Annotated in this window: 13 protein-coding genes; 2 read left to right on the forward strand and 11 right to left on the reverse strand. The window is 65.6% G+C overall.

Annotation, left to right across the window (positions count from 1 at the left end; genetic code table 11):
- The 7 genes from BRAS3809_RS31240 to BRAS3809_RS31270 form a co-directional block, all read right to left on the reverse strand.
- Nucleotides 1-1290: ATP-binding cassette domain-containing protein (locus BRAS3809_RS31240; RefSeq protein WP_035659729.1), on the reverse strand; the 1290-nt coding region annotated here is incomplete at its 3' end.
- Nucleotides 1287-2117 (reverse strand): ABC transporter permease, encoded by an 831-nt coding sequence (locus BRAS3809_RS31245; RefSeq protein ID WP_008966009.1) that lies wholly within the window; start codon nt 2115-2117, stop codon nt 1287-1289. The genes BRAS3809_RS31240 and BRAS3809_RS31245, both read right to left, overlap by 4 nt.
- A 3-nt stretch (nt 2118-2120) precedes the next feature.
- Entirely contained in the window at nt 2121-3098 is a 978-nt protein-coding gene (locus BRAS3809_RS31250; RefSeq protein ID WP_008966010.1) for an ABC transporter permease, read from the reverse strand.
- A gap of 24 nt (nt 3099-3122) precedes the next feature.
- A complete protein-coding gene (locus BRAS3809_RS31255) occupies nt 3123-4739 on the reverse strand; it encodes an ABC transporter substrate-binding protein (protein ID WP_008966011.1) in 1617 nt (538 codons plus the stop codon).
- A gap of 293 nt (nt 4740-5032) precedes the next feature.
- Nucleotides 5033-6658 carry an ATP-binding protein gene (locus BRAS3809_RS31260; protein ID WP_008966012.1) on the reverse strand — a complete coding sequence of 542 codons (1626 nt, stop codon included), beginning with the start codon at nt 6656-6658 and terminating at the stop codon, nt 5033-5035.
- Nucleotides 6655-7353, reverse strand: a complete 699-nt coding sequence (locus BRAS3809_RS31265) for a response regulator transcription factor (protein ID WP_008966013.1) — start codon at nt 7351-7353, stop codon at nt 6655-6657. The genes BRAS3809_RS31260 and BRAS3809_RS31265 overlap by 4 nt, the downstream gene beginning before the upstream one ends.
- 23 nt (nt 7354-7376) lie before the next feature.
- Nucleotides 7377-7661: a hypothetical protein gene (locus tag BRAS3809_RS31270; protein WP_008966014.1), complete on the reverse strand. Its 285-nt coding sequence runs from the start codon at nt 7659-7661 to the stop codon at nt 7377-7379.
- Between the two features lie 208 nt (nt 7662-7869).
- Between BRAS3809_RS31270 and BRAS3809_RS31275 the strand changes: the two genes are divergently transcribed.
- Entirely contained in the window at nt 7870-9237 is a 1368-nt protein-coding gene (locus tag BRAS3809_RS31275) for a glycoside hydrolase family 3 N-terminal domain-containing protein (protein ID WP_008966015.1), read from the forward strand.
- 30 nt (nt 9238-9267) lie between these two features.
- On the opposite strand, the gene BRAS3809_RS31280 is transcribed toward BRAS3809_RS31275, so the two are convergent.
- Together BRAS3809_RS31280 and BRAS3809_RS31285 are read right to left on the reverse strand one after the other, a co-directional pair.
- Nucleotides 9268-9555, reverse strand: coding sequence for a hypothetical protein (locus tag BRAS3809_RS31280; protein WP_008966016.1), 288 nt, complete (start codon nt 9553-9555; stop codon nt 9268-9270).
- A gap of 139 nt (nt 9556-9694) precedes the next feature.
- Nucleotides 9695-9886 (reverse strand): DUF3072 domain-containing protein, encoded by a 192-nt coding sequence (locus tag BRAS3809_RS31285; protein WP_008966017.1) that lies wholly within the window; start codon nt 9884-9886, stop codon nt 9695-9697.
- A gap of 644 nt (nt 9887-10530) precedes the next feature.
- On the opposite strand from BRAS3809_RS31285, the gene BRAS3809_RS31295 reads away from it, so the two are divergent.
- Nucleotides 10531-11091, forward strand: coding sequence for a type 1 glutamine amidotransferase domain-containing protein (locus BRAS3809_RS31295; RefSeq protein ID WP_008966019.1), 561 nt, complete (start codon nt 10531-10533; stop codon nt 11089-11091).
- A gap of 331 nt (nt 11092-11422) precedes the next feature.
- Here the strand turns inward: BRAS3809_RS31295 and BRAS3809_RS31300 are convergent, their stop codons facing one another.
- Nucleotides 11423-12916 (reverse strand): HWE histidine kinase domain-containing protein, encoded by a 1494-nt coding sequence (locus BRAS3809_RS31300; protein ID WP_008966020.1) that lies wholly within the window; start codon nt 12914-12916, stop codon nt 11423-11425.
- 13 nt (nt 12917-12929) lie between these two features.
- Nucleotides 12930-16254: response regulator (locus BRAS3809_RS31305; RefSeq protein ID WP_008966021.1), on the reverse strand; the 3325-nt coding region annotated here is incomplete at its 5' end.

Genomic DNA, 16254 nt, shown 5'->3' on the forward strand with positions numbered 1-16254 from the left:
CTGACCGCCGGAGAATTCGTGCGGGAAACGATCGGCTGCGGAGGGATCGAGGCCGACCAGCTTGAACAGCTCGCGTGCCTCGGCGAGCGCCTGGGGGCGCGGCGTGCCGTGGATGATCGGTCCTTGCGCGACGAGCTCCACCGCCTTGCGGCGCGGATTGAGTGATGCGAATGGATCCTGAAACACCATCTGCATCTTCTGCGTTCGTTGCCTGATGTCGTCGTGCGACAGCCGGGCCCAGTCCTCGCCCTGGAGCAGGATCGACCCCGCATCGGGATCGATCAGCCGGATGATGCAGCGGGCCAGCGTGGATTTGCCGGAGCCGGATTCGCCGACGATGCCGAGCGTCGCTCCTTTCGGCAGCGCGAGCGAGACGTCCTTGACCGCGTGGGTGACGCGCACGCCGCGGCCGAGGAAGCCGCCGGTCCGATAGGTCTTGGCGACGCCGGTGAGCTCGAGAATGGTCTCGTCGGACAGCGTGCGCGAAGGCGGAGCGGCAACCGGGGGGACCGCCGCGATCAGTTGCTGCGTGTACGGGTGCTGCGGGTTGCGCAGCACGTCGGTCGCCGCGCCGTGCTCGACCACCACGCCCTGCTGCATCACGACGACGCGGTCGGCGATCTCGGCGACGACCCCGAAATCATGGGTGATGAACAGCACGGCGGTCCTGCGCCGCTGCTGCAGCTCGCGGATCAGCTTCAGGATCTGCGCCTGCGTGGTCACGTCGAGCGCCGTGGTCGGCTCGTCCGCGATCAACAGCTTCGGATCGAGCGCGAGCGCCATGGCGATCATTGCGCGCTGCCGCTGGCCGCCGGACAGCTCGTGCGGATAGGCCCTGGCCGCCCGCGCCGGATCGGGGATGTTGACGTCGGTCAGCAGCGACAGCACGCGCGCCCTGATCTCGGCTGTCGTCGATCCCGTGTGGATCTCCAGCACCTCTCCGATCTGGTCGCCGATCGTGCGCAGCGGATTGAGCGCCGTCATCGGCTCCTGGAACACCATTGCGATCTCGGCGCCGCGGATGCGGCGCATCTCGGCGGGCGAAGCGGTGCAGAGATCGCGCCCCATGAACAGGATGCGGCCGCCATCGGTGGTCACGCCCTCCGGCAGCAGCCGCATGATGGCGTTGGCCATCATCGACTTGCCGGAGCCGGATTCGCCGACGATGCAGACGATCTCGTTCTCTGCGACCGACAGCGAGACCTCGGCGATCGCATGCGTGCGGTCGGCGCCCTTGGGCAGGCGGACGCTGAGCCGATCGACGGTGAGAGTGGGATCTGTCGAACTCATCGCTGCTTCAGCCGCGGGTTCAGCGCATCGTTGAGGCCCTGGCCGACCAGCGACACGCCGAGCACGGTGATCAGGATGGCGACGCCGGGGATGGCCGAGACGTACCATTGCACGCGCAGCACGTCGCGCCCGAGGCCGATCAGATTGCCCCAGGAGGCGACGTTGGCGTCGGACAGCCGCAGGAAGGCGAGCGCGCTTTCCAGCAGGATCGCCACCGCCATGACAACGCCGGCATAGACGATGACAGGCGGCAGTGCGTTGGGCAGGATCTCGCGCAGGATCAATTGCGTATCGCGCATGCCGAGCGTGCGGCCGGCCTGGACGAACTCGCGGCTGCGCAGCGACAGGAACTCCGCCCGCGTCAGCCGGGCCGGCGCGGGCCAGGAGACGATGCCGACCGCGATCGTCACCGTCGTCAAGGTCGAGCCGAACACGGCGACGAGCACCAGCAGCAAGACGAAGTTCGGCAAGGTCTGGAACGCCTCGGTGATGCGCATCAGCACGTTGTCGATCCAGCCGCCATAGTAGCCCGCGAGGGCTCCCACCATGACGCCGATCGACACGGCGATCAGCGTGGCCACGCCGCCGATCAGGAGCGAGATGCGGGCGCCATGGAAGATCTGGGCGGCGATGTCGCGGCCCGAATTGTCGGTGCCGAGCAGGAAGCGCGGATTGGCGAACGGCCAGATCAGGGGGCGGCCCGCCAGCGCGAGCGGATCGCGCGGATAGAAGTAGCCGGCGCTGAGCGCCATGCCGATGACGATCAGCAGCAGAACCAGACCGAGCACTGCGGCGGGGCTGCGGAAATAGCGCCTGATTGCGCCCATGCGTCAGCTCTCCGCCGCGATGCGCGGATCGAGCCGCGCGTAGAGCAGATCGGTGATGAAATTGACCGCGATCACGAGCAGCGCCGAGACGAAGACGATGCCGAGCAGCGTGTTGAGATCGCGCTGCACGACGGATTCATAGGCGAGGCGTCCAAGGCCCGGGAGCGAGAACACGGTCTCGACCACCACGGAGCCGCCGAGCATGGTGCCGGCCTGCAGCCCGATCAGGGTCACCATCGGCAGCAGCGCGTTGCGCAGCACGTGGCGGGTGATGATGCGCGTCTCGTCGAGCCCCTTGGCGCGCGCCGTACGAACGAAATCGAGGTTCAGGACCTCGAGCATCGACGCACGCATGATGCGCAGGTAGATCGCCAGGAAGATCAGGCCGAGCGTCAACGACGGCAGCACCAGGTGGCTCGCAATGTCGAGCACGCGCCACAGGCCGGTGCTGGCCGTGCTGATGTCCTCGAAGCCGCCGGCCGGCAGCCATTGCAGGTAGATCGAGAACACGACGATGGCCATCAGCCCGAACCAGAACGAGGGCGTGGCGTAGAAGATCAGCCCGACCGTCGAGATCAGCGTGTCCGGCCAGCGGTTGACGCCGCGCGCGGCGATGACGCCGAAGACGAGGCCGAAGAAGAACGCGAACGACAGCGCCGAGGTCATCAGCAGCAGCGTCGGCGGCAGCCGCTCCAGGATCACGGCCGCGACGGGCTTGCCGTAGATGGCCGAGAAGCCGAGATCCAGCCGCACCAACCGCCAGAGATAGTTGGCGAGCTGCAAGGGTACGGAAACGTCCAGGCCGTAGAAGCGGCGCAGCTCGCGCGCAGTGGCCGCGTCGCCGCCGCCCATCTGCGCCATCATCGCGTCGACCGTATCACCCGGTGCGAGCTGCAGCAGCAGGAACACGCCGATCAGGATCAGCAGCAGGGTTGGGATCGAGGCGGCGAGCCGCCGCCCCGCAAGGCTCAAGATGCGCATCGCCTCATCCTGACGGAGTTCGGCTCAGGCCGACAGCCAGAGATCGTGCCAGCTCGACGAGCCCCAGCGCGGCGTGTTGGAATGGTTGCGCGCCTTTGCGGTGATGACGGTGACGAAGATCTGCTCGATCGGCATCCACACCGGCAGCTCGGTATTGGCTTCGCGCACGAAGTCCGCGTAGAGCGCCTTGCGCTTGGCAGGGTCGACCTCGGTCGCGGCATCGTCGATGATCTTGTCGATCTTGGCGTCGTCCCAGCCCCACTGGTTGGTCCACGGCGCCCCCTTCGGCTGGCCCGAGCGGTACCACACCGTGGTCGAGACCGCCGGGTCGTTGCGATATTGATGCCAGCCCGTGGCGAGGTCGAAGGCGTGCTCGTCATAGACCTGCTTGAGGAAGCCGCCGCCGTCGTTGCGGACGATCTCGACCGCGATGCCGACCTCGCCGAGCGATTGCTGGATGAAGGTCGACCACAGCGAGATGTCCTCGCCCCACGGCGCGGGCAACAGCTTCACCGAGAAGCGGGTGCCGCCGGCGCCGCGCTTGTAGCCGGCTTCGTCGAGCAGGGCCGCGGCCTTCGCCTTGTCGTAAGGGTATTGCGGCGTGTCCGCGCCCGGATAGAAGTCCGTCGAGGTCGACGGGATCGGCCCGGTGCCCAGCTTGGCGAAATCGCCGAGGAAGTTCTCGATGAAGAAGGGCACATTAATCGCATGCGCGATGGCGCGGCGGACCTTGACGTCGGAGAGTTCTTTCCGGCGGACGTTGAATTCCAGCGTGTTGGTGCGCGCGTTGCCCTCGTTGCCCTTGGTGGAGACGATGAAGCGCTTGTCCTTGCCGAGCCGGGCCATGTCCGAGATGGTCAGCCCGGAGAACGGGCTGTAGTGCAGTTCGCCGGCTTCCATCTGCGCGGCGGCCGCGGCACGGTCGGTGATCACCTTCCAGACGATGCGGTCGAGGTAGGGCGCGTTCGGCCGCCAGTAGTCGGCATTGCGCTCGGCGATGATGTACTGCCCGCGCTCGTACTTCACGAACTTGAACGGACCGGTTCCGATCGGCGCGAGGTTGGCCGGGTTCTGGCGGATGTCGCCGGTCTCGTAGATGTGCTTGGCCGAGACGTAGCCGAGATCGGGCAGGGCGCGCAGCAGCAGGTTGAGCGGCATCGGCCGCTCGTAGCGGAAGATCGCCGTCTGCGGGTCCGGCGTGTCGACGGCGGTGAGGAACAGCTGCAGCGTCGATCCATAGTTGAGGATCTTCTTCCACATGTTCATGGCCGTGAAGGCGACGTCCTCCGACGTGAACGGCTTGCCGTCGTGCCAGGTGATGCCCTTGCGCAGCTTGAAGGTGATGGTCTTGCCGTCGGGCGCGGCTTCCCAGCTCTCCGCGAGCACGCCGACCGGCCGGCCCTCGGCGTCGAGATCGACCAGGTTCTCCTGGATCTTGCCACCGATGATATAAACGCCGGTCGAGGCCTGCAGGCTCGGGTTCAGCTGCCGCTGCTCGGCGCCGTAATGCACGTTGAACACCCCGCCCTTGCGCGGCGTCTCCTGGGCGAAGGCGCGAAACGGATTGGCGACGTTGGCGGCGATGGCAGCCGAGGTCAGAAGGGCTGTGCGGCGATTGATCTCGAAGCGGCTCGAAGTCATCAAGGTCTCCCGAAGGCCGTGGCGAAGGGCTGGCCGATGGTGCAATGGCTGGCGACCTTACGCGGATCGTGGTGTCGAGTCATTCCCCTTTGCGCGCCGATCTGTCGCTCCGAGGGCGCGGGGCGGCCGCAGAGGACAAGATTGCTCGTATACGAACGGTCCGCAGCACGTCTGCACTGTCCCGGGTCGCGGGAGCGATGGATTGCCGCAGGCCGCGAGCGCAGGGGCGGTCGGTCCGTCCACAATCGAATGGGGAATCTCCGCAACTTGGGCGGACGCAATTATCGGAGCTTCTATTTGAGGTATGATCGGCGCGGCGTCTCGCGCTCTGCGACAGGCAGACGCAGCTCGAAGCTGACGCCCGGCGCGTCCGGCAGCAGGTCGATCGCTCCGCCATGGCTCATCATGACGGCGCGGACGATTGCGAGTCCCATTCCGGTGCCGCCGCTGTCGCGCCGCGTGGTGAAGAACGCATCGAAGATCCGCTCACGGTTCGCGGGCGAGATCGGATTGCCGTCATTGCTGACGGTCAGCACCAGCTGGTCCGTGCGGTCGTCCGCCGCGAGCGTGATCGTCCGCGCGCCGTGACGTATGGCGTTGTCGGCGAGATGCGTGAGCACGATCAGGAGCGTCTCGCTCGAAAGCCCGACGCGTCGGTCCAGGCGGCCGCAGATGTCGATCCGGGTGTCGGGAAACCGTTCGCGCAGCGCCGGAACCACATCGGCCGGACTGCTGCTTTCGCTTGGCTGCCCGGCCTCGGCGCGTGCGAGCTCGCGCAGGCGCTGCGCCATCCGCTCGAGCCGCTCGGCGTCTCCGAGAATGTTGCCGAGAAACCGTTCCTGCTCGGCCCGCGTCAGCTGATCCGACGCGGCGTGGAGGGAGTCCAGCAGCAGCTCCGCGGCGCCCTTGATGGAGGTCAGCGGCGACTTCAGCTCGTGCGTCAGATGCGCGGAGAAGTTCCTGACATAGCTGGAACGCTGCGCGAGCTGCTCGGCCATGGCGAAGAAGTGCTCGGCCAGTTCGGCGAAATCGCGCGTGCCGTAATGGGCGAGCGGCCGGAAGCCGGTGGGGTCGTTGCGGCCGATCCGGCCGGCGCGGTCGACCAGCTCGCGCATCGGCCGGGTGATCGTCCTCGCCACGATGAGGCCGACCAGCAGCGTCGTGAGGACGATGGCGGAGCCGGCCGCGATGAACTTGCCGCGCTCGACATAGAGATGCTCGAAGATGTTGCGCGGGGTTCGCGATGTATAGATGACCCCGGCGACGTGATCATTGACGATCACCGGCATCGCCGAGAATACGTGGACGCCGACGCCGCGGCTGATCGAGTAGATCGGCGGCGGCGCCTTGTCGGGAATGCGGATGCGCAAAGCGGCGCTGTATTTGCCTTTGAGTGCGGCGGCGACTTCCTCGATATGCGCGAGCGATTTGCCCATCTCGTCGCGCCCGGCGATCACCACGCCTTGCGGATCGAGCACGCGGAAGCCGGCGAGCGTCACCTTCTGGGTCTCGCGGATGATCGGCAACAGCCGGGCGCCGATCGCGACGTAAGCGGGATCGGCAGGGTGAACGGCGTCGCGAGCATCGGGGCGGCGGACGAAAAGATCATTGGCCAGGAGGTCCAGCAGCGGACGGATCGGCGTCACCTCGTCGGACGCATCGGGCCGCGCTTCCGGCGGGATCTCGGCCCCCAGCGGAATTCCGGCAGCGAGGCGCGCGGTGACCTCCTCGGCATAGACCGCGGCGAGCACGCGGCTCTGGGCGATCAGCTCGGCCTGGGTCTGACGGATCAGCTGATTGTCGTAGATCCGGAAGAAGAACAGCCCGACCAGCGGCAGCGTCGCGACCAGCGCGAGCACGCCGAACACGATCTGCCCGAGCGATGGCCGCCATTTCCGCTTCGGCTTGGGAGCGATCATGGCGCGCCGCAGCGGCCGAGCCGAAACCCGACGCCATGCACCGTCTCGATGGCATCGTCGCAGCCCGCAGCTGCGAGCTTGGCGCGGATGTTGCGGATGTGGCTGTCGATGGTCCGGTCGGAGACCTGGATGTTGAGCTGATAGGCGGCGGCCATGATCTGCTCGCGGCTGAACACGACGGCGGGGCGCGTCAGCAGCGTGCGCACGATGCTGAACTCAAGTGCGGTCAGCGTGAGCGGCGTCTCACCGAACTGCGCCAGATGCTGCTCCGGGTCCAGGCGAAGCCTGCCGTGAACCAGCGGCTCCGCTGCCTCGGAGCGGGCACCGCCCGTGGCGACACGGCGCAGGATGACATTCACACGGGCGACGAGCTCGCGCGGGCTGAACGGCTTGGTGACGTAGTCGTCGCCGCCGATCTCGAGCCCGAGGATGCGATCGATCTCCTCGTCGCGCGCCGACAGAAACAGGATCGGCACCTGCGACGTCCGGCGGATGCGCCGGCAGACCTCCAGCCCGTCGAACTCGGGCATACCGACATCGAGCACGATCAGGTCCGGCCGGTCATCGGCGAATCTGGCCAGCGCGGCCCGGCCGTCGGCGGCTTCCGTCACCGCCATGCCGGCCTTGCTCAAGGCCACGCGGACCACCTCGCGGATATGCGGGTCGTCATCGACAATGAGGATACGGGGGGACACGATCGGGGCTCCGCGGCGCGACATCAGCTGGGCTTCGGCGATGACGAATGTGTATCGAGATAGCGCTGCAAGCGCCAGAAGCGAAAGCTCCAGGCCCGCCGGTCCGCCATGCGGCCTTGCTGCTGCAGGAGCAGGCGGTCGCGCTGGTTCGCCAGCTGCCGATCCGGGGATGACAGCCGGATCGCGCGGTCGAGCGCCGGCAGCGCCTGCGGCCCGAGCCAGACGAGATAGTCGCTGTCGATGGACGGTCCGCTCTGTCCTCCCACGGAAGCGGCCGGAATCGCCGCAGACTCGGCGGAAGCGATCATGCGAAGGTCCTCGATGCGTGCGATACGGCCAGCATGCGCCGGCGGACGCCTCACCATGCCGCCGCCGAGTGCAGCCGCTCACGAGCGGGTCTGCAGCAATTCAGGATTTGTTTGCAGATTTCGTGCAGAGGCGCCGCCGCCGCTGGCGCAGCGGAAACGGCGTTGTTACGCAAAGACCGTCTTTCCCCTGGAATGATCGGCTGCACACATGCTCGGGCGTATCAGGACGGCAGTCCTCTGGATTCTTGCTCTGCTCTTCATCGTCATCACGTTCAACAGCAACGAGCCCTATCTCGTTCGCCTGCGCGGCAGCGGTCACGCCGCCTTGCTGATCATCGGACTTGCGTCTCCGCTGCTCCTTCTGCTCAGCGGTCGTTGGCGGCACGGCTTTTCCGGCAGGCTGCTCGTCCTCACATGGTGCCTTCCGCTGCTCGCATTGACGTCGACACAATTCATGTTCGCCTGGCGCAAGTACGAGACGTTCCACACGCCGCCCGAGGTCGCGCGGCTGCTCGGTCGGCATTTCATGGTCGGCTACACGTCGCTGGACGACGCCGCTGCGCTGGCAGGGCAGGGCCTGATCGCCGGCATCTACGTGACCCATCACAATGTACGGGGCCGAACCGCGGCTCAGCTTCATGCTGATGTCGCCCGGCTGCAGGCCGAGCGGGTGAGGGCGGGCCTGCCACCTCTGCTGGTCTCGGCCGATCAGGAGGGGGGCTCGGTCGCTCACCTGTCCCCGGCCGTGCCGAACATGCCCGCTCTTGCCACCCTGGCCGATCTGCCGGCTGCGCGGCGCACGCGTGAGGCGTTCGAGATGGGGAAGAGCCAGGGGCGCGCGCTGGCGGAAGCCGGGATCACCTTCAATCTCGCTCCGGTCGTCGATCTCCGTCCGAACTGGACTCACAACCGGTTTGATTTTCACACGCTGATCAATCGTCGCGCGATCTCCAGCGATTCGTCCATCGTCGGCGACATCGCGCTCGGCTATGTGCGCGGCCTCGATGCGAGCGGTGTTCGCGCAGCCGTTAAACACTTCCCGGGTCTCGGGCGCGTTGCGGCTGATACGCATCATTTCTCGGCGGAGCTCGAGACCTCAGCAGGGGTCTTGGAGCAATCGGATTGGCGGCCGTTCCGCCAGGTGCTCGACAACTCCGACGCGGCGATGATGGTCGGTCACGTCGTGGTCGACGCGATCGACCGCGAGCGCCCCGCCTCGCATTCGAAAGCCGTGCTCGATGGCCTCATCCGCGGCCGCTGGAACTACCAGGGCGTCATCATCACCGATGATCTGGTGATGGGGGCCATCTACGGCGGCGATCTCTGCAAGGCCGTGGTCGAGGCGCTCAATGGCGGAGCGGACATCCTGCTCGTGGCCTATGATGGCACGCAGTTCCATCGCGTGCTCGCCTGCGCCAAAACAGCTTTGGCGGAAGGGCGGATCGACCTTGAGGCGCTCCGCAGGAGCGATGAGCGGTTGAAGCGGTGGATGCCGCGAGACCAGGGGCCTGTGGCGGCGAATGGCTCGGCGGACAGATCGGCGGTTCCGAGCCTGCGTCGCAGCCGGGCCGATTAGGACACGTGCGGATCAGGAAGCCCCGCGCATTCAGCGCGGACCGTTTCCGGTCCAGTTGCGCCAGGCGACGTTGGAGAGACTTCGCAGATCGGTCGTCAGCGGACGTCTCACCTGCTTGTCGTGCTGTCCGATGATCTGCTCCGACTCGCGGATCTTGAGCTGCAGCTCCGCGACCTGTCGCTTGGTCCGCTCGATCGCCTTGGCCTCGGCGCTTTCGCCGACCGTGAACCGAGCCGTCTCGATCTGCTTCAGCGCCGCGCGGTTCTTCTTGAGCTGAGCGCGGTGCCAGGCAACCCTGCTGTCACTATCCGCAACCATCGTGCACTCCCGAGAAAGGCCGCAAAGACTAGCCGAGTGCCCCTTGATTCGCGACGGGCCTGGCCAGAGTGTGAAAGCACTCGAATACCTGTCGCGCGTCTCCGATGAGTTCGCACAGCGGCTTATCCCACGCTCTTCGTCAGGCCAGTCCGGCGGCGCGTCTCATGTCGTCGATCAGCTCGGACGCTTGAGCCTTGGTCCGCACATTTGCGGTTGGGTCTGGTCGGCCGGCCTGCTCGCTGAGCGTCTTCAGATACGACGCCTGAGCGTCCGTCATCGGGTCGTCGCCCGAGACCCAATCCTTGGGATCCTTGTCGATCTTGTCGGTCATACCGGCCTCCGTTGTCACGCTGAGAACAACGCGCTGGCTTCTCGTTTGTTCAGACTTTGTTCTGAGTTCTGATCGAGATTCAATTCTCGAGACTTGAAATCGAAGGGGAACCTGGCGACGACCAGCTACGTCGAGGACTTCGCCGTCGTCTTGAATGGAGCTTGCGGCGTTGGCTGCGTCGAACTGTTCTTGGTCGCTGATTCATCGTCCCGCGCATGCGGTATGACGATGTCTTGTCCTGGGCCGATGAGCTCGTCGGCGGTCGCCTCGCACGGTTTGATCTCGAAATTGTTGTCGAGCACCTTCTCGCCGTGCGGATCCAACGTCACGAGATCGGCTTGCTCGGCCGCCTCCCACACTTCGCGCTCTGTACGAAACGGGCGCGTCAGCCTTTCGTCATTCTCAAAGAGGGCGTAGGGCACGAGGAGCTCCAGATCGGCGTCGACAGAGCGGACCGGCTCTTCCGCTTTTCACGGCGCCCGGGACTGCTCGTCACGGTCAAACCGCGGCCGGCGGCCGTGGTTCCCTTTTGCCAGGGCGATGCGGATCGACCAGTTGTGACTTTTGGGCGCGTGTCGGCGCGGAACGATGGGCGGGCGGCCAGGGTTGGCCGCGGTCTATCAATCCAGGAAGAGAGCATAATCATGGACATCAAGGGAAAGCGGATCGCGATCCTTGCCACCAACGGCTTCGAGCAATCCGAGTTGGAAGTGCCGCGCGATCGGCTGTCGCAGGCCGGGGCGACCGTGGAGATCGTTTCGCTCGCACCGGGCGAGATCAAGGGCTGGGACCAGAAGGACTGGGGGCGCCCCGTCAAGGTCGACAAGACGCTCGATCAGGCCTCGGCGTCGGACTACGACGCCATCGTGCTGCCGGGCGGCCAGATCAATCCGGATCTGCTGCGCCTCGAGCCGAAGGCCCTGAAGTTCATCAAGGACATCTTCGACGCCAAGAAGATCGTCGCGGCGGTCTGTCATGCGCCATGGCTCCTGATCGAGACGGGCATCGCGAGGGGGCGAAAGATGACGTCCTACAAATCGATCAAGACCGACGTCGCCAATGCCGGCGCCCAGTGGCAGGATGCCGAAGTCGTCGTCGATCAGGGCGTGATCACTTCGCGCAATCCCGGCGATCTCGAAGCCTTCAGCGCAAAGATCATCGAAGAGGTGAAGGAAGGCCGCCATCTGCAGCGCAGCGCTGCCTGAGGCGCTGAGGCAAAGAAGGCCTCGGACCGTTCCCTACATTCGCTGCCGAACAAGCCCAGCGCCCGAGGGGTAGAGCGCTGGGCCGCAGTCCACACGGAGTGTCTCCAGCGAGATGGGGGAACGCCGCCGGAGACACATGGAAGACGCTCGGCACGGCTCGTCGTTCCTAATTTCCAACAGCTGCCCAAAGGCCCCGTGGCACAACTCCCGCGGCGGCTGAACCGAGCGGCTGGCGACGGCGCCGCTGACGGTGCAAGCGGGCGCTGCGCCGTTTCCAGGCGGTTCGTTCGATCGTCGCGAAGTGCGCCGGGCTGGCCTGCTGACGAAGCGGTCAGCTCGCGGCGCGCCGGCGGTTCTGGTCAGGAGTGGCCTTCACGAAAGCGCTGGTCATCTCGGGCGGTAATGCACCGGGACGGAGTGGAACGAGCAGGCGGCAGATCAGTCCTTCCGGACGCCAGTCGAACAGCGCGCGACCGCCGAGCTGGCTCTCGACGCTGGCCATCAGACTGCGGGTCCCGAAACCGCGCGACGTCGGTACATGGACGCGTGGACCGCCGGTTTCGATCCATACGAGATCGAGTCGATCGTCCTCGATGGTCCACTTCACCGACAAATGGCCGGAGCGGACCGAAAGCGCGCCGTATTTGGCGGAGTTCGTCACCAGCTCGTGGAGCGCCAGCGCGAGTGTCTGGGCGGTCGCGGGTTCGAGCTGCAGTTCGGCTCCGCCGAAGGTGACCTGTCCGCCGGTTGCATAGGGGGCCAGTTCCTCGGAGACCAGCCGGCTGATCTCCGCGCCCTGCCAGCTCGACAGCGACAGAATGGTGTGAACGCGCGCGAGCGCGCTGATACGGCCCTCGACCGCGCTGACATAGGTTCGCACGCTGTCGGCCTTGGTCAGCCGCACGATCGATTGCGCCAAGGTGAGCGCATTCTTGGCACGGTGATCGACCTCGCGCGTCAACAGGTTCTGCCGCTCCTCGGCACGCTTGCGCTCGGTGATATCGACGGTGACGCCGCTGACGCGGATCACGCGTCCGGTCTTGTCAGTTGTCGCAGCCGCCGTTCCGACGCACCAGCGCTCCTCGCCATCCGGCCTGATGATGCGGAACTCCGCCTCATAGGACGTCGCGCCCCGGCTGAATTCAGCGACCACCCGCCGCGCGCGTTCGGCGTCCTCTCGATGCAGCAGCCCCATGATGTTCACACTGTTGAGCTCGAAGGTCTGCGGCGTCACGCCGAAGATGCGGTATTGACCTTCGTCCCACATCCAGTCGCCATTGATGCCGTCCCAGTCCCAGGACCCCATCCTGCCGGCGGCGATCGCCATGCTGCGGCGCTGCTCGCTTTCCAGCAGCTTTGCCGTAGATTTCTCCAGCTCCGCCGTGCGCGCGCGGACGCGGCTTTCGAGCTCGAGATTGAGATGCTCGAGCTCGCGCGTCTTGCGATACAGTTCCGTAAACACCTTGATCTTCGCCCGGAGCACCTCGGGAACGACGGGCACCGGCACGTAGTCCACCGCGCCCATCTCATAGCCGCGCAGCCGGTCGAAATCGCTGACCTGCACGGCGGAGATGAAGATGATCGCGATCTTCTGGAACCGGGGATGCTCCCGGATCATCTGCGCCAGCTCAAAGCCGTCGAGCTCCGGCATGCAGACATCGACCAGAATGACGGCGATCTCGTTCTTCAGCAGGATTTCGAGCGCCTCGCGGCCCGAGGTGGCCACGACGAGGTTTTCTCCGAGCTGCTTCAGGATGACTTCGTAGGCCAGCAGCTTTGCCGGCTGGTCGTCGACCAGGAGAATGTTGACCTTCGGATGTTCCATGGTGATCAGCCGTTCAGCGGTGCAGCCACATGCGGATCGCAAGAAGCAGCTGCTCGGTGTTGACGGGTTTGGCCAGATAATCGGAGGCGCCGGCCTCGAGGCACTTTTCGCGGTCTCCCTTCATGGCCTTCGCGGTCAACGCGATGATGGGAAGGCGGGCGAAGGTCGGGGACTGCCTGATGACGCCGATGGTCTGGTAGCCATCCATCTGCGGCATCATGATGTCCATCAGCACAATCGCGATCTCCGGGTTACGCTGCACCAGGTCGATGGCCTCGCTTCCGGTGATTGCAGTCAGTACCTTCATGCCGCGGCGTTCCAACACGCTCGACAGCGCGAAGATGTTGCGCGCGTCGTCGTCGACAAGCAGCACCGTCTTGCCGACAAGGTCCTCATCGGAGCTGTTCAGCTTCTCCAGCATGCGCTGCTTTTCCGCTGGAAGTTCCGTGATGACCCGATGCAGGAACAGCGACGTCTCATCGAGCAGGCGCTCCGGCGACTCGACGCCCTTGACGACGATGCTGCGCGCCATCGTATGCAGCTCGGCATCTTCCTCTGCCGATAGTTCGCGCCCGGTGAACACCACGACCGGAACACCGGCCAGCGTCTCATCCGAGCGCAATTGATCGAGCACGTCGAAGCCGCTCATGTCGGGCAGCCGCAGGTCGAGGACGACGCAGTCGCACGGCGCGCTGCGCAGCGCGTCGAGCGCGGCTGCGCCCGTGTCGGCAACCAGGATCTCGATGTCGTCGTGCTCGAGCAGTTGGCGGATGCTCATCCGCTCGGCGTCATTGTCCTCCACGATCAACAACCGCTTGCGTCTGGGCTTCGCGTATTCCTTGATCTGGCTCAGCGCCGCACTGACGCCCTCCGTGGTGGTCGGCTTGCTGACGAAAGAGAAGGCCCCGCGTGCCAGAGCGTGCTGACGGTCCTCGTCGAGCGTGATGATCTGCACCGGAATGTGCCGGGTCAGGGGGTTGTGCTTCAGCTGGCTGAGAACCGTCCAGCCGAGCATATCCGGAAGGAACACATCCAGCGAAATGGCGGCCGGCTGATACTGCTTGGCAAGCTCGAGCGCCTCGGCGCCGCGGCTTGCGACCAGGACCTTGAACCCCTTGTCGCGTGCGAGATCGACCAGAACGCGCGCGTAGTGAGGATCATCCTCGACGACCAGAAGAATGGTGTCTCCGGGCGCAAGATCGATCCGGTCATCCGGCAGCGGCTCGATGACCCGCTCGGGCGCCGTGCTCTGCTGCAGGGCGGGTGTCTGGACATGAGGAATCGGAGCAGGGGGGCTGACGCGCGGCGTTGTGGCGGGTCCGGAGTACTTCAGCGGCAGGTACAGCGTGAAAGTGCTGCCTTTGCCAGGCGCGCTCCGTAGATGAATCTCGCCGCCAAGGAGATTGGCCAGCTCGCGACTGATCGCCAGTCCGAGGCCGGTGCCGCCATACTTCCGGCTGGTTCCGGCGTCGGCCTGCTGGAAAGCCTCGAAGATCAGCTTCTGCTTGTCCTGGGGAATGCCGATGCCGGTATCCGTAACTTCGAAAGCGATCACGGCCGGCGTGGTGTTCAACACCGGATGATCGGCGCTCCAGCCGCCGAGCGCCGCCGACACCTTCAAGCGTACGCCACCGTCGGCGGTGAACTTGAAGGCGTTCGAGAGCAGGTTCTTGAGCACTTGCTGCAGCCGCTTGGAGTCCGTGACGATGCTTCGCGCCAGGTTCGGATCGACGTCGATGTTGAATGACAGCAGACGATTTTCGGCTTCATGCCGGAACGGACGTCCCACGGTGTCCAGCAGATTCGCTGTGAGGATCTCCTCGGCATCGACCGTCACCGTACCGGATTCGATCTTCGAGAGGTCGAGGATGTCGCTGATGAGGTTGAGCAGATCGGTGCCGGCGCCGTGAATGGTGCGGGCGAACTCCACCTGCTTCATGGTCAGGTTGCCGTCGGGATTCTCCGTGAGCTGCTGTCCGAGGATCAGGATGCTGTTCAGCGGCGTGCGCAGCTCGTGCGACATGTTGGCGAGGAATTCCGACTTGTACTTCGACGTCAGTGCGAGCTCGGTCGCCTTCTCCTCGAGCGCGCGGCGAGCCTGCTCGATCTCCTGGTTCTTGCGTTCGACCTCGACATTGCGCTCGGCGAGTTGCTGCGCCTTCTGCTCGAGCTGCTCGTTCGTCTGCTGCAGCTCGCGCTGCTGCGCCTGCAGCTCGGCGGCGAGTTGCTGCGACTGCTTCAGCAGGCCTTCCGTCTGCATCGTCGCCTCGATCGAGTTCAGCACGATGCCGATCGAATCCGTCAATTGCTCGAGGAACGTCATTTGCGAGGTCGTGAACGGGCTGAGCGACGCCAGTTCGATGACGGCCTTGACCTGATTCTCGAACAGCACCGGCAGCACGACGAGATTCTTCGGAACGGCGCGGAGCAGGGCGGATCCGACCGGAATGACGTCGGCCGGGATCTCGGCGATCAGCCGCTGGCGCTTGTCGATCGCGCACTGGCCGATCAGCCCCTCGCCGAACTGGACCAGCTGCCGATGCGGATAGACGCCGTCATTGGCGTAGGACGCGAGCAGGCGCAGCTGCGGCATGTATTCGCTTTCAACCTGATAGATCACGCCGCGATGTGCGTTCACCAGCGGCGTCAGCTCCGTCAGCAGCAGCCGCCCGACCGTCGTCAGGTCGCGCTGGCCTTGCAGCATGTTGGTGAACTTGGCCAGGTTCGTCTTGAGCCAGTCCTGCTCGGTGTTGAGGTCGGTGGTCAGCCGCAGATTGGTGATCATGGTGTTGATATTGTCTTTGAGCTCGGCCACCTCGCCGCGCGCATCGACCTGAATGGACCGGGTGAGGTCGCCCTTGGTCACGGCGGTCGCGACCTCCGCGATGGCGCGAACCTGCGACGTCAGGTTGGCCGCCAGGAGGTTGACGTTGCCGGTCAGGTCCTTCCAGGTGCCGGCCGCTCCGGGAACGTTGGCCTGGCCGCCCAGCCGGCCCTCGACCCCGACCTCGCGCGCGACGCTGGTCACCTGGTCGGCGAAGGTCGCGAGCGTCTCCGTCATGTTGTTGATGGTCTCGGCGAGCGCGGCGACCTCGCCCTTCGACTTCACGGTCAGGTTCTGCTTGAGGTCGCCATTGGCGACCGCCGTCACGACCTTGACGATGCCGCGAACCTGCTCGGTCAGGTTGGCCGCCATGAAGTTGACGGTGTCGGTGAGGTCCTTCCAGGTGCCGGCGACGCCAGGCACCTGGGCCTGGCCGCCCAGCTTGCCCTCAGTGCCGACCTCGCGCGCGACGCGCGTGACCTCGCCGGCGAAGGCGTTGAGCTGGTCGACCATT

The organism is Bradyrhizobium sp. STM 3809, from assembly GCF_000239795.1.
Taxonomy (GTDB): domain Bacteria; phylum Pseudomonadota; class Alphaproteobacteria; order Rhizobiales; family Xanthobacteraceae; genus Bradyrhizobium.

Excerpts from the sequence above, each read along its gene's own strand:
- BRAS3809_RS31245 (WP_008966009.1), bottom strand. The coding sequence starts at position 2,117 with ATGGGCGCAATCAGGCGCTATTTCCGCAGCCCCGCCGCAGTGCTCGGT.
- BRAS3809_RS31250 (WP_008966010.1), bottom strand. The coding sequence starts at position 3,098 with ATGCGCATCTTGAGCCTTGCGGGGCGGCGGCTCGCCGCCTCGATCCCA.
- BRAS3809_RS31255 (WP_008966011.1), bottom strand. The coding sequence starts at position 4,739 with ATGACTTCGAGCCGCTTCGAGATCAATCGCCGCACAGCCCTTCTGACC.
- BRAS3809_RS31260 (WP_008966012.1), bottom strand. The coding sequence starts at position 6,658 with ATGATCGCTCCCAAGCCGAAGCGGAAATGGCGGCCATCGCTCGGGCAG.
- BRAS3809_RS31270 (WP_008966014.1), bottom strand. The coding sequence starts at position 7,661 with ATGATCGCTTCCGCCGAGTCTGCGGCGATTCCGGCCGCTTCCGTGGGA.
- BRAS3809_RS31275 (WP_008966015.1), top strand. The coding sequence starts at position 7,870 with ATGCTCGGGCGTATCAGGACGGCAGTCCTCTGGATTCTTGCTCTGCTC.
- BRAS3809_RS31280 (WP_008966016.1), bottom strand. The coding sequence starts at position 9,555 with ATGGTTGCGGATAGTGACAGCAGGGTTGCCTGGCACCGCGCTCAGCTC.
- BRAS3809_RS31285 (WP_008966017.1), bottom strand. The coding sequence starts at position 9,886 with ATGACCGACAAGATCGACAAGGATCCCAAGGATTGGGTCTCGGGCGAC.
- BRAS3809_RS31295 (WP_008966019.1), top strand. The coding sequence starts at position 10,531 with ATGGACATCAAGGGAAAGCGGATCGCGATCCTTGCCACCAACGGCTTC.
- BRAS3809_RS31300 (WP_008966020.1), bottom strand. The coding sequence starts at position 12,916 with ATGGAACATCCGAAGGTCAACATTCTCCTGGTCGACGACCAGCCGGCA.